This is a genomic window from Micromonospora sp. NPDC049903, assembly GCF_044460945.1.
In the GTDB taxonomy this organism is placed as follows: Bacteria; Actinomycetota; Actinomycetes; order Mycobacteriales; family Micromonosporaceae; genus Micromonospora.
In genome coordinates, this window is record NZ_JBITKL010000005.1 from 16025 (window position 1) to 28960 (window position 12936).

General features: G+C 71.1%; 10 protein-coding genes. 5 read left to right on the forward strand and 5 right to left on the reverse strand.

The genetic code is table 11. The features are described from left to right. Window positions 1-22 precede the first annotated feature (22 nt). The 5 genes from ACIBO1_RS11420 to ACIBO1_RS11440 all read right to left on the reverse strand — a co-directional run bounded on the left by ACIBO1_RS11420 (window position 23) and on the right by ACIBO1_RS11440 (window position 6989). Window positions 23-1093: a succinate dehydrogenase/fumarate reductase iron-sulfur subunit gene (locus tag ACIBO1_RS11420; RefSeq protein ID WP_396744241.1), complete on the reverse strand. Its 1071-nt coding sequence runs from the start codon at window positions 1091-1093 to the stop codon at window positions 23-25. Between the two features lie 3 nt (window positions 1094-1096). Next, a complete protein-coding gene (locus ACIBO1_RS11425; protein ID WP_396744244.1) occupies window positions 1097-3046 on the reverse strand; it encodes a fumarate reductase/succinate dehydrogenase flavoprotein subunit in 1950 nt (649 codons plus the stop codon). Between the two features lie 11 nt (window positions 3047-3057). After that, on the reverse strand, window positions 3058-3870 hold the full coding sequence (locus ACIBO1_RS11430) for a hypothetical protein (RefSeq protein ID WP_396744247.1): 813 nt from the start codon (window positions 3868-3870) through the stop codon (window positions 3058-3060). Between the two features lie 270 nt (window positions 3871-4140). Beyond that, window positions 4141-5556: a TldD/PmbA family protein gene (locus ACIBO1_RS11435; RefSeq protein WP_396744250.1), complete on the reverse strand. Its 1416-nt coding sequence runs from the start codon at window positions 5554-5556 to the stop codon at window positions 4141-4143. Next, the gene (locus ACIBO1_RS11440; protein ID WP_396744253.1) at window positions 5553-6989 is read right to left on the reverse strand and encodes a TldD/PmbA family protein; all 1437 of its coding nucleotides are present in this window, start codon (window positions 6987-6989) and stop codon (window positions 5553-5555) included. The genes ACIBO1_RS11435 and ACIBO1_RS11440 overlap by 4 nt, the downstream gene beginning before the upstream one ends. 159 nt (window positions 6990-7148) lie before the next feature. Here ACIBO1_RS11440 and ACIBO1_RS11445 point away from each other — a divergent pair, with 159 nt between their 5' ends. From ACIBO1_RS11445 to ACIBO1_RS11465, 5 genes are read left to right on the forward strand one after another with little or no spacing between them, the layout of a single operon-like run. Further along, the gene (locus tag ACIBO1_RS11445; protein WP_396744256.1) at window positions 7149-8180 is read left to right on the forward strand and encodes an ABC transporter ATP-binding protein; all 1032 of its coding nucleotides are present in this window, start codon (window positions 7149-7151) and stop codon (window positions 8178-8180) included. Continuing rightward, window positions 8177-9199 (forward strand): ABC transporter ATP-binding protein, encoded by a 1023-nt coding sequence (locus ACIBO1_RS11450; protein ID WP_396744259.1) that lies wholly within the window; start codon window positions 8177-8179, stop codon window positions 9197-9199. Before ACIBO1_RS11445 ends, ACIBO1_RS11450 begins: the two co-directional genes overlap by 4 nt. Then, window positions 9196-10134, forward strand: a complete 939-nt coding sequence (locus ACIBO1_RS11455) for an ABC transporter permease (RefSeq protein WP_396744262.1) — start codon at window positions 9196-9198, stop codon at window positions 10132-10134. Before ACIBO1_RS11450 ends, ACIBO1_RS11455 begins: the two co-directional genes overlap by 4 nt. A 14-nt stretch (window positions 10135-10148) precedes the next feature. Next, entirely contained in the window at window positions 10149-11135 is a 987-nt protein-coding gene (locus ACIBO1_RS11460) for an ABC transporter permease (protein WP_396744265.1), read from the forward strand. A gap of 49 nt (window positions 11136-11184) precedes the next feature. Next, the gene (locus ACIBO1_RS11465; protein ID WP_396744268.1) at window positions 11185-12927 is read left to right on the forward strand and encodes an ABC transporter substrate-binding protein; all 1743 of its coding nucleotides are present in this window, start codon (window positions 11185-11187) and stop codon (window positions 12925-12927) included. The last annotated feature ends 9 nt before the right edge of the window (window positions 12928-12936 follow it).

A 12936-nucleotide genomic window follows, 5' to 3' on the forward strand; every position in this document is an offset into this window, starting at 1 on the left:
CGGCCCCCGGTCGAAACGGGTGTCAGTGCTTCTTGTCGTCCTGCTCCGGGTGCGCGAAGTTGAGGTGCTCCGGGGGCAGCGGGAAGGTCACGTCGTCGCCGAAGGGCGAGGGGGCCGCCGCCCGGTCGAAGGTGAGCTCCGTCAGCGGCAGCTTGCCGCTCGCGTCGACCGCCGGGGCGGTCGGCCGGGGCACCTCACGGTGCCAGTTGACGCCCTGCTGGGCCTGCACCTCGGCGTCGGCGTCGTGGGAGCCGCCCGCGTGCGAGTGCACGCCGTGGCCGCCGGCGCTGGAGCGCACGGCGCCCGGGGTGTGTTCGCTGGTCACGCTGGTCTGAGGCACCTGACCCCTCCGGAAGATCTTGCTACCGAGCCATACAAGTGGATCGTACCTGCGGTCGACGACCCGTTCCTTCATGGGGATGATCCCATTGTCGGTGATCTTGATGTGCTCGGGGCAGACCTCGGTGCAGCACTTGGTGATGTTGCAGAATCCGAGACCCTGTTCCGCCTGCGCGTACTCCTTGCGGTCGGTCTTGGCGTCCAGCGGGTGCATGTCCAGTTCGGCGGCCCGGATGAAGTACCGCGGACCGGAGAACGCCGGCTTGTTCTCGTCGTGGTCACGGATCACGTGGCAGACGTTCTGGCACAGGAAGCACTCGATGCACTTGCGGAACTCCTGCGAGCGCTCCACGTCGACCTGCTGCATCCGGTAGTCGCCGGGGGCCAGGTCGGCCGGGGGAGCGAAGGCCGGGGTCTCCCGCGCCTTCTCGTAGTTGAACGACACGTCGGTGACCAGGTCCCGGATCACCGGGAAGGTGCGCAGCGGCGTCACCGTGACCGTCTCGTTCTCCTCGAACGTCGACATCCGGGTCATGCAGCTGAGCTTCGGCATCCCGTTGATCTCCATCGAACAGGAGCCGCACTTGCCCGCCTTGCAGTTCCACCGGCACGCCAGGTCGGGCGCGTCGGTCGCCTGCAACCGGTGGAGCACGTCGAGGACCACCTCGCCCTCGTTCACCTCCACGGCGTAGTCCGTAAGGTCGCCCCCGTCGGCGTCACCCCGCCAGATCCGGAAGTTGCGCTTCGTACCCATCTCTCAGCTCTCCTTCCCGGCAGTGTCAGCGGCGGCGACGGCGTCGAACTCGGCCAACTCCTCGTCGGTCAGGTACTTGGCCAGTTCGGTGCGGTCGAAGAGGCCGAGCAGCTCGGTCCGCATCTTCGGCAGCGGCTTGCGCTCCAGGCGGACGGTGTCGCCCTCCAACGAGCAGACCAGGTTGACCCGTCGCCACTGCGGATCCATGGTCGGGTGGTCCTCACGGGTGTGGCCGCCGCGCGACTCCCGGCGCTCCAGCGCCGCCTTGGCGGTGCACTCCGACACGACCAGCATGTTGCGCAGGTCCAGTGCGAGGTGCCAGCCGGGGTTGTAACGCCGGCCGCCGACGGCGCTGACCTTCGCCACCCGCTCGCGCAGCTCGGCCAGCCTGCTCAAGGCGTCTTCCAGCTCGCTTTGCCGGCGGATGATTCCGACTAAATCTCCCATCACCGCCTGGAGGTCCTGCTGCAGGGTGTACGGGTTCTCGCCGGTGTCCCGCTGGAGCGGGGCCAGGGCGGTCTCCACCGCGGTCTCCACCGCCTCCACGGCCACCCGGGGTCGCCCGCCGAGCTGGTCCACGTAGGTGGCCGCGTGACCACCCGCGCGCTTGCCGAAGACCAGCAGGTCGGAGAGGGAGTTGCCGCCCAGCCGGTTCGAGCCGTGCATGCCGCCGGAGACCTCACCGGCGGCGAAGAGGCCCCGCACCGAGCCGTACGCGGCACCGCTGTCCGGGTCGACCTCGATGCCGCCCATCACGTAGTGGCAGGTCGGGCCGACCTCCATCGGCTCCTTGGTGATGTCGACGTCGGCCAGTCCCTTGAACTGGTGGTGCATCGACGGCAGACGGCGACGGATCTCCTCGGCCGGCAACCGGGAGGCGATGTCCAGATAGACGCCGCCGGCCGGGGTGCCCCGACCCTCCTTGACCTCGGTGTTGATCGCCCGGGCCACCTCGTCGCGGGGTAGCAGCTCCGGCGGACGCCGATTGTTGTCCGGGTCGTCGTACCAGCGGTCCGCCTCCTCCTCGGTCTCCGCGTACTGCTTGCGGAAGACGTCGGGGACGTAGTTGAACATGAACCGCTTGCCCTCGGAGTTCTTGAGCACGCCACCGTCACCGCGTACCGACTCGGTGACCAGGATGCCCTTGACCGAGACCGGCCAGACCATGCCGGTGGGGTGGAACTGGAGGAACTCCATGTTGATCAGGGTCGCCCCGGCCCGTAGCGCCAGCGCGTGACCGTCCCCGGTGTACTCCCACGAGTTCGAGGTGACCTTGTAGGAGCGACCGACGCCGCCGGTGGCGAGCACCACGGCGGGCGCCTCGAAGAGGACGAACTCCCCGGACTCCCGGTAGTAGCCGAACGCGCCGGCGACCCGGTCACCGTCGAGCAGCAGCTCGGTGATCGTGGTCTCGGCGAAGACCTTGATCCGGGCGTCGTACGAGCCGTGGTCGCGCTTGTCCTCCTGCTGTAGGGAGACGATCTTCTGCTGGAGGGTGCGGATCAGCTCCAGGCCGGTCCGGTCGCCGACGTGCGCCAACCGGGGGTACTCGTGGCCGCCGAAGTTGCGCTGCGAGATCTTGCCGTCCTTCGTACGGTCGAACAACGCCCCGTACGTCTCCAACTCCCAGATCCGCTGCGGCGACTCCTTCGCGTGCAGCTCCGCCATCCGGAAGTTGTTCAGGAACTTGCCGCCGCGCATGGTGTCCCGGAAGTGCACCTGCCAGTTGTCCCGGCTGTTCACGTTCCCCATGGCCGCCGCGGCGCCGCCCTCGGCCATCACCGTGTGCGCCTTGCCGAACAGCGACTTGGAGATGATGGCGGTCTTCTTGCCGGCCAGCCGCGCCTCGATCGCCGCGCGCAGGCCGGCGCCGCCGGCCCCGATCACGACGACGTCGTAGTGGTGTCGCTCGATGCGGGTGGTGGTGCTCGGTCCGTGCTGAGGATTGGTCATGTCGGGGGCCCTTAGTTGATGAACCGCAGGTCGGAGATCCACCCGGCGGCGATCGACATGACGTAGAAGTCGGTCAGCGCCAACGTGCCGAGGGTGATCCAGGCGAGCTGCATGTGCCGGACGTTCAGCCAGGAGACGAAGCCCCAGGCCCGGTAGCGGACCGGATGCTTGGAGAAGTGCTTGAGCCGTCCGCCGATGATGTGCCGGCAGGAGTGGCAGGAGATGGTGTACGCCCAGAGCATCACCACGTTGCCGACCAGGATCAGGTTGCCCAGGCCGAAGCCGAAGCCGTCGGGACTACGGAAGGCGGCGATCGCGTCCCAGGTGTTGATCAACGAGATGATCGCGGCGAAGTAGAAGAAGTACCGGTGCGAGTTCTGCACGATCAGCGGGAACCGGGTCTCGCCGCCGTAGCTGGCGTGACCGTCGGGCACCGCGCAGGCCGGCGGCGAGAGCCAGAACGACCGGTAGTACGCCTTGCGGTAGTAGTAGCAGGTGAGCCGGAACAGCAGCAGGAACGGCAGGGTGAACGCGGCGTCCGGAATGATCCACCAGCCGGGCAGGTACTGCCCGAAGTGCGACGCCTCGGGAATGCACCGGTCGGTCACGCAAGGGGAGTAGAACGGGGTGAGGTAGTGGTACTCCTCGACCCAGTACCACCGGTGCATGAAGACCCGGACCGTCGCGTACGTGATCCACGCACCGAGCCCGATGACGGTGATCAGTGGCGCGAGCCACCAACGGTCCGTACGCAACGTCTTCGCCGCGATGGCGGCACGTGCCCGCGCCCCCCGCGGTTTCGGTTTCGTTGCCGATGATGTCATTCGCGTCGTCTCCCTGACGGGGCCCTGTCACGGGCGGCGGAACACTTCCGGTCGGCAGGCGGACCGGTCATCCCGCGCCCACGTGCCACGTCATGCGCACACCAACGACCGCACCGGGTTTGTCGGCGCAGCTAAGTGACACACGTTACGCCGATCTAGGCGGGCCGTCCGCGCAAGGCAGTGTCCCGTGTGTCCCGAACTTTGGAAAGTCTCTCGCCATGATCAATATGTGAGCGTCCGAAAAAGATCGACAAACGGTCGATGAGCTGGTCAGCCGGACGCCCCGCCGGTGAAGTTCCACGCGGCCAGTCGCAGCGACGGCGCCTCCCACCAGACACCGTCGTACCGGTCCGGCTGGCGTACCGCCCGGCGGCCCACCTCCAGCACCCCGCCCGGTGCCAGCGCCCGGGGATACGACTCGGTGAAGCGCAGGTCGCGGACCGCGCGGGTGACCTGCCCGTCTTCGACCAGCCAGAGTCCGTTGCGGGTCAGCCCGGTCACCACGAGACTCTTCGGATCGAGCACCCGGGTGTACCAGAGGTCGCTGACCAGCAGCCCACGTCCCATCCGGGAGACCAGAGCCGCGGTGTCGGCGTCCACCACCGCCCCGCTCGGCGTCGTCGCCCCGACCGCCGCCACCGCCTCGGCCCGCCCGGACGGGACCAGCCGCAGGTTGCGCGGCATCGGGCCGAAGGTGGCGCTGCCGGGCGCGGCGTGACCGGTCGAGGTGGTGCCCGACTCGGCGGCACTGCGCCGGTCGTGCGCCACCGCCGTGGTGGTGCCCGCGTCCACCAGGGTCATCGCCCCGGTCGGCGTGCCCTCCAGGTCGAACGGCAACGCGGTGGCACCGAGCGGATCGTCGACGAGCGTCACCGCCGGGTCGAGCTGGGCGGCTCCGGGCTCGGCGAACGACTGTCGCTCGGCGTACCGCTTGCCGTTGAAGCCGTACCAGGCGAGGTTCTGCAGCAGGTCCGCCACCGCGGCCGGCTCCAACACCACCGGGTAGCGCCCCGGTGCCAACTCGATCGGGTCGACGGCCGCCCGGGCCTTCGCGGCGGCGTGTCGTCCGAGAGCGGCGCCGTCGAGGTCGGCGATCCGCTCGACGCTGTTCCTGGCCACCCCGTCCGCACCACCGGCCCGGGCGATCCCGTCCATCGCGGCCTCGGCCGTGCGGCCCTGCGCCGAGTGCCCGGCGGAGTTGGCGAACGCCACCGACCGGGACGTGGTGCGGCAGTAGCCGGCCGTCTCCAACCCGTCGGCCGCGTCGACGAAGGCCCGCACCAGGGCGGCCCGCTCGTCCGGACCGGCGTCGGCGGTGGCGACGTCCCAGAGCGCCGGTGGCGGCATCTCGGTCGGCGGAGTCAGCCCGGGCCAACCCCGGTCGGGCGGGGTGAAACGGGTCGCCGCCACCACCCGCTCCACCAGCGCGCGGAGCCCGTCGGCGCTGACCGCGCTGCCCACCCCGGTGGCGGTACGCCCACCCAGGTGCAGCTGCAGCCGGACCTCCACGGCGGACTCGGCGACGTTCTGGTGGATCGCCGAGTTGGCGAACCGGGTCAACGCCAGCTCGCCCCGGGTCACCGTCACCTCGGCCTGGGCGTCCGCCCCGCCCAGCCGGGCGACCAGCTCCACCACCCGCCCGGCCAGCTCCACCTCACTGACGACTCGCTCGCTGCGCTCGCTCATGCGCGCACACCTACCCGGACGCCGCGGAATCGGGCCGGTGCCGCCGGATGGCCGGTGTGGCCGATCTGGCCCGGCTGGCCCTTGCCGCAGTTCGGCGTGCCCCACGAGACAATCTCCGAGGAGAGCATGTCCATCGAGCGCCAGAACTGCGGCCCGATGCCGGTGTACGTGGGGTTGCGGACCATCCGCCCGCGTCGGCCGTTGCGGATCTCCCAGCCGATCTCGCAGCCGAACTGGAAGTTCAGCCGCTTGTCGTCGATGGACCAGGAGCGGTTGATGTCCATCAGCACTCCCTCGTCGGTGGCGGCGACGATCTCCTCCAGGGTGTGCGGGCCGGGCTCCAGGCCCACGTTGGTCATCCGCACCATCGGCAGCCGGGCCCAGCCGTCGGCGCGTACGCTGCCGCCGTAGTCCAGGCCCGCGACGGCGGCCGAGTCGCGGCCGGCCAGCACGCCCACCCACCGTCCCTCGCGGACCGCGTCCCGCCGGACCGCCGGTGAGCCCTCGTCGTCGTAGCCGAAGCTGCCCAGCGCGCCGGGGATGGTCGGGTCGATGGTGATGTTCATTAGGTCGGAGCCGTACCGCAGCGAGCCGAGCAGGTCGAGGTCCAGCCAGGACGTGCCGGCGAAGGCCGCCTCCCAGCCGAGGATGCGGTCCAGCTCGATGGCGTGCCCGACCGACTCGTGGATCTGGAGCGCCAACTGCTCGCCGCCGAGGATCAGGTCGGTCTCGCCGGCCGGGCAGAGCGGCGCGGTCAGCAGCGCCCGGGACTCCTCCGCGATGCGGGCCGCGTGGGCGGTCAACTCCAGCGAGTCGACCAGCTCCCAGCCGGTGGTGCCGTACTGCCCGCGATAGCTCGGCCAGGACCGGCGTTGCGTCTCGCCGTCGCCGATGGAGGTGGCCGAGATGCCCGCGCCGCACTCACGGATGTGCTGGTCGATGCGGTGGCCCTCGCTGGACACGAACCACTTCGAGGTGTCCCAGACCTGATAGAGGCCCTCGGTCAGGTCGGCGCCGTGGTCGGCCATCGTGCGGGTCGCGGCCACCAGCAGGTCGCCCTTGTCGGCCAGCGAGACGCCGAGCGGATCCACCTCGCAGGGCGAGGCCCAGCTCGCCGTCGTCGGCGTCGACGGCACCAGGTCCACCGGGGGACCGGGCACCCGGGCGCTCGCCGCGGCGATCCGCGCCGCCCGTCGGCCGGCGTCGCGGGCGGTCGCGTCGGAGACGTCGGGTACGGCGTGGAAGCCCCAGCTCGACCCGACCAGCGCGCGTAAGCCCAGCCCGATGCTCTCGTCCTGGGTCAGTGCCTCCACCTCGCCGTTGCGGGCCGTCATCGACTCGTAGCGCCGGTGCATCACGCGGGCGTCCGCGTACCGGGCGCCCGCGTCCAGCGCTGCCTGCACGGCGACCTCGGCCGCGTCGAACTCGGTCATCCCCGCACTCCGTCGTGCTCGCTCATGGACCGACCCTAGGCCAGCCGGCCGACATCCGTCGGACGGACGGCACCTGCCGGACCGGTGGACCGTGGAGCTTACTTTCACTGTCGTACGTCTGCTGTAGTTTCCCTCCGGCGGATGCGGAGGGAGGCGGTCGTGGACCCTTACCTGCGAGTGGACGACCTGCGCGTCAGCTTCACCGCCACGGACGGTGTGGTGCGCGCCGTCGACGGGGTCTCCCTCTCGGTCGCGCGCGGACGCACGCTCGCCGTCGTCGGTGAGTCCGGCTCGGGCAAGAGCGCCGCCGCGCTGGCGGTCCTCGGACTGCATGACCCGAGACGGTCCACCGTCACCGGTCGGATTACCGTCGGTGGGCGCCCGCTCGTCGGCCGTCCGGAGACGGAGGTACGCCGGCTGCGCGGCCGGGACATGGCGGTGGTCTTCCAGGACCCGCTCTCCGCACTGCATCCCTACCAGCGGGTGGGCCGCCAGATCGCCGAGGCGTACCGGGTGCACCACCCCCGGGCCGGGCGCGCCGAGACGCGGCGGCGGGTGGTGGAGATGCTCGACCGGGTCGGCATCGCGCAACCGGAGCGGCGGTTCGACCAGTACCCGCACGAGTTCTCCGGCGGGATGCGGCAGCGGGCGATGATCGCGATGGCGCTGGTGAACGAGCCCGCCCTGCTCGTCGCCGACGAACCGACAAGCGCGCTGGACGTCACCGTGCAGGCGCAGATCCTGGAGCTGCTGGCCGACCTTCAGGCCGAGTCCGGCACCGCGATCCTTCTGATCACCCATGACCTCGGCGTGGTCGCCCAGATCGCCGACGAGGTGCTGGTGATGTATGCCGGCCGCGCCGTCGAGCAGGGCGCCGTCGAGCAGGTGCTGGGCCGGCCGAGGCACCCGTACACCTGGGGGTTGCTCGGCGGCGTGCCGTCGTTGCACGGCGACGCGGACGCGGACCTGACCCCCGTCCCGGGTCATCCGCCGAGCCTGGTCGACGTGCCGCCCGGCTGTCCCTTCCACCCGCGCTGCGGTCACGCCGCGCGGGTCGGCGAGCGGTGCCGCACCGAGCGGCCCGAGCCACGTCCCGAGGCCGCCGGCCACCGGTCGGCCTGTCACCTGAGCGACGAGGAGCGCGCCCGCCACCACGCCGAGCACGCCGTCCGGACGGGGCCGATCCGGTGACGCGGGCGGTCGCCGCCGACGACCCGTTGCTGCGGGTACGCGGCCTGACCAAGCACTTCCCGGTGCGCGGCGGCCTCCGTCGGGCCGGTGTGGTGCGGGCGGTGGACGGGCTGGACTTCGAGGTACGCCCCGGCGAGACGCTCGGCCTGGTGGGCGAGTCCGGCTGCGGCAAGACGACCACCGGTCGGATGCTGGTGCGGTTGCTGGAGCCGACCGGCGGGCGCATCGAGTTCGCCGGTCGGGACATCACCCACGCCTCGCGACGTGATCTGCGTCCGCTGCGTCCCCACCTTCAGATCATCTTCCAGGACCCGTACGCGTCGTTGAACCCCCGTCACCCGGTCGGGCGGATCATCGCGACGCCGTTGCAGGTCAACGGCATCGTTCCGCCCGGCGGGACCGACGCCCGGGTCCGCGAACTGATGGAGTTGGTGGGGCTCGACCCCGTGCACCGTCACCGGTATCCGCACGAGTTCTCCGGCGGCCAGCGGCAGCGGGTCGGCATCGCCCGGGCCCTGGCCACCGCTCCCCGGCTGGTGGTCGCCGACGAGCCGGTCTCGGCGCTGGACGTCTCGATCCAGGCCCAGGTGGTCAACCTGCTCCGGGACCTGCGGCGCGAGCTGGGGCTGGCCTTCGTCCTCATCGCCCACGACCTGGCCGTGGTCCGGCACCTCTGCCAACGGGTCGCGGTGATGTACCTGGGCCGGATCGTCGAGATCGGCGACCGGGACGACGTCTACCGGCGGCCCCGGCACCCGTACACCCGGGCGTTGCTGTCGGCGGTGCCGGACCCGACCCGCCTCGGCCCGACCCGCCTCGGCCCGACCCGGCTCGGTCCGGCCACACGTGTTCGGCTCACCGGTGAGCTGCCCACATCGCTCGACCCGCCCTCCGGCTGCCGGTTCCGCACCCGCTGCCCCACGGCCCGGGACCGCTGCGCCGTGGAGGACCCGGCCCTGGTCCGGCGCGACGGCGCTCCCCAGGCCGTCGCCTGCCACTTTCCGGACCACGCGACATGACCACGGGGATCGTCGGCCGGTCGCCGGGGCGGTTGGCCGCGTGGCGGCTGCGCCGGGACCGCACCGCGCTGGCCAGCGGCGCTCTGCTGGTCCTGTTCGTGCTGGTGGCGCTCGGCGCACCGGCCATCGAGTCGGTCTACGGGATCGGCCCGCGCGACCAGTTCCAGCACAAGCTGGACGGGTACGGGATGCCGCTCGGCTGCGCCGGTGGGGTCTCCGGCGACCACTTCTTCGGCCTGGAACCCGGGTTGGGGCGGGACGTCTTCATCCGCCTGGTGTACGGCCTGCGTACCTCGCTGCTCGTCGCCGTCATGGCGGCGACGCTCACCTCCGTGGTCGGCGTGGTGCTCGGCGCGCTCGCCGGATATCTCGGCGGGTGGCTGGACGCGCTCGTCGGGTGGTTCACGGACCTGACGCTGGCGATGCCCTTCCTGGTCGTCGCGCTCGCCCTGGCCCCGACGCTGACGCTGCGGTTCTACGGGCCACGGGAGGCGGTGCCGCCGGCCTTCGGGGTGGCGATGCTGATCGGGATCTTCGCCGCCTTCGGCTGGACCACCACCGCACGGCTGGTACGCGGGCAGGTGGTCGCGTTGCGCGAGCGGGAGTTCGTGGCGGCGGCCCGGGTCAGCGGGGCGGGGCTGGGGCACATGCTGTTCCGGCAGTTGCTGCCGAACACCTGGGCGCCGATCCTGGTGTCGTTCTCGCTCGCCGTGCCGCAGTTCGTCACCGGTGAGGCGGCGCTGTCCTTCATCGGGGTGGGACTGACCGAGGAGACGCCGAGCTTCGGTCGGATGATCTACCAGAGCCTGGACTACCTGCAGACCGATCCGGCGTTCGTCTTCTTCCCCGGCGTCACGATCTTCGCGCTCGTACTCGCCTTCAACCTGTTCGGGGACGCGCTGCGTGACGCGCTCGACCCGAGGTCGGCGCGGTAGGGGAACCCCTCGCGATGCTGAGATTCCTGGTCGGGCGGGTCCTCTCCGCGGTGTTCACCCTCTTCGCGGTCAGCGTGCTGACGTTCCTGATGTTCTTCGCCCTGCCCCGCGACCCGGTCGCCGGCATGTGCCCGAAGAACTGCGACCCGGAGCGGCTGGAGCGGGTGCGGCAGGAGTGGGGCCTGCGCGACCCGCTGGTCAGCCAGTACGCGGGATACGTGAAGGGCGTCTTCGTCGGTCGCGATCTGGGCGACGCCCAGGGCGGTCGGTGTGACGCACCCTGCCTGGGCTGGTCGTACGTGAACAACGAGGCGGTGACCGACACCATCGCGCGGGTGCTGCCGGTGACGGTGAGCATCGTCGTCCCGGCGGCGGTGCTGTGGCTGCTGCTCGGGGTGGGCCTGGGTCTGCTCTCCGCACTTCGTCGGGGCACCTGGCTGGACCGGGCCGCCATCGGCTTCGCGCTGGCCGGTGCCTCGACGCAGGTGTACTTCGTCGGCGCGGTGCTGTTGCTGGTCTTCGTCTACACGCTGGGTTGGCTGCCGGTGCCCGGCTACACGTCGCCGTTCGACGATCCGGTGCGCTGGGCCGGTGGGCTGGTGCTCGCCTGGGCGTCGTTGGCCTTCCTGTTCGCCGCGATCTATGCCCGACTGTTCCGCGCCCAGATGGTGGAGACGTTGGGCGAGGACTTCGTCCGCACCGCGCGGGCCAAGGGACTGAGCCGGACGCGGGTGTACGGGCGGCACGCGTTCCGCGCGGCGATCACCCCGGTGGTGACCGTCGCCGGCCTGGACGTGGGCGCGGCGCTCGGCGGCACGGTGATCACCGAGACGACCTTCGGCATCCACGGGCTCGGCCGGACGGCGGTCGAGGCGGTCCGCGCCGGCGACCTTCCGATGATCATGGCCACCGTGTTGATCTCGGCGGTCTTCGTGGTGCTGGCGAACGTGCTGGTGGACCTGATCTATGCGGCCATCGACCCACGGGTCCGGCTGGGCTGAGCCGTGCACCACCGCCGAGCGGACCCGTCCACAACCGAGGAGGTAGCAGATGAGAGCACGTACGGCGGTCGCGGCGGTCGGCGCGATCGCACTGGTGGTGACGCTGGGCGCGTGCACCGAGAACACCGGCGGCGGCCCGTCGGTGGACACCGGGCGGCAGCACACCGGGATCATCGCCACGGATCCGGCGGACTCGACGGGGCCCGCCCCGGCGGTGGAGGGCGCGCAACGCGGGGGGACCTTCACCGTCATCCGGGAGACCCCGATCTCGCACCTGGACCCGCAGCGGACGTACTCGTTCGCCGGCCTGATGGCCGCACCCCTGTTCGCGCGTTCGTTGACCACCTGGAAGGACGACGGCCAGGGCAACCTCGTCCTGGTCGGTGACCTCGCCGAGACGCCGGGCCGCGACGTCGACGGCGACTGCACGGTGTGGGAGTTCACCGTCAAGGACGGGGTCAGGTTCGAGGACGGGCGACCGGTCACCGCGAAGGAGATCGGGTACGGCATCGCCCGCTCGTTCGACCCGGCCCTCACCGGCGGCCCCACCTACCTCCAGGAGTGGCTGGCCGACACGCCGCAGTACGACACCAGGTGGCGCTTCGAGCCCGGCCGGTACGCGTTGCCGCCCGGCCTGACCACGCCGGACGAGAGGACGCTGCGGTTCGAGTTCGCCAGGGCGCGCTGCGATCTGCCGTACGCGGTGTCGTTGCCGAGCAGCGCCCCGCTGCCGCCGGACCGGGACACCGGGATCCACCTCGGCGCCGCACCGTTCTCGTCCGGGCCGTACAAGGTGACCCGCTTCCGGGCCGGCGTCGAGATCGTGATGGAGCGCAACCCGCACTGGGACCCGGCCACCGACCCGGTACGCCACCAGTACCCGGACCGGTTCGTCTGGACCTTCGGCCCGTCCCCGGACGCGGCGACCAACCGGGTGATCGCCGACAACGGCGCCGACCGCAGCGCGCTGTCCTGGAACTACGTGCCGCCCTCGCTGGTGTCCCGGGTGGCCGGTGACGCCGCGCTGCGGTCCCGGACCCTGTTGTCCCCGACGCCCAGCGCCAACCAGTTGGTCATCAACAACCAGCGGGTCACCGACCTGCGGGTCCGTCAGGCGCTCAACTACGCCGTCGACCGCGAGGGCGTGGTGAAGGTGCTCGGCGGGGCGCACGTGGCGTCGCCGGCCACCACGTTGATGCCGCCGGCCACCATCGGCCACCGGCGGTACGACGCCTATCCGGGTGGACCCACCGGCGACCCGGACAAGGCACGGGAGCTGCTCGCCGGGCAGAGCCCGGAACTGGTCCTCGGTGTCGCCGACAGCGCTCAGGAACAGCAGGTGGCGACGCAGCTCAAGGGCAACCTGGAACGCGCCGGGTTCCGGATCGTCATCCGCACCATCCCGGACGACGCCAAGCTCGACGAGATCAAGAAGCGGGACAACCCCTGGGACCTGTACCTGGGCTCGTGGGCGGCGGACTGGCCCAGTGGCGCGTCGATCCTGCCGGTGCTCTACGACGGCCGCAGCATCCGGGCGGCGGGCAACAGCAACCAGTCGTACTTCCACCATCCCACGATCAACGCCGAGTTCGACCGGATCCTCGCGCTGCCCCCGCCCGCGCAGGGGCCCGAGTGGGCGAAGCTCGACGAGCGGATCATGCGGGAGCACGCGCCGGTGGTGCCGCTCTACGTCGACGTGGCGTACCTGGTGCACGGCTCGAAGGTGGGCGGCGTCTTCGTCTCCAGCGTGTTCGGGTACCCCTCGTTCGTCACGGCCCACGTCAAGCCCTGAGGTGTAAGG

Coding starts and splice junctions, on each gene's coding strand:
- ACIBO1_RS11420 (WP_396744241.1), bottom strand. CDS start 1,093: ATGGGTACGAAGCGCAACTTCCGGATCTGGCGGGGTGACGCCGACGGG.
- ACIBO1_RS11425 (WP_396744244.1), bottom strand. CDS start 3,046: ATGACCAATCCTCAGCACGGACCGAGCACCACCACCCGCATCGAGCGA.
- ACIBO1_RS11430 (WP_396744247.1), bottom strand. CDS start 3,870: ATGACATCATCGGCAACGAAACCGAAACCGCGGGGGGCGCGGGCACGT.
- ACIBO1_RS11435 (WP_396744250.1), bottom strand. CDS start 5,556: ATGAGCGAGCGCAGCGAGCGAGTCGTCAGTGAGGTGGAGCTGGCCGGG.
- ACIBO1_RS11440 (WP_396744253.1), bottom strand. CDS start 6,989: ATGACCGAGTTCGACGCGGCCGAGGTCGCCGTGCAGGCAGCGCTGGAC.
- ACIBO1_RS11455 (WP_396744262.1), top strand. CDS start 9,196: ATGACCACGGGGATCGTCGGCCGGTCGCCGGGGCGGTTGGCCGCGTGG.
- ACIBO1_RS11460 (WP_396744265.1), top strand. CDS start 10,149: ATGCTGAGATTCCTGGTCGGGCGGGTCCTCTCCGCGGTGTTCACCCTC.
- ACIBO1_RS11465 (WP_396744268.1), top strand. CDS start 11,185: ATGAGAGCACGTACGGCGGTCGCGGCGGTCGGCGCGATCGCACTGGTG.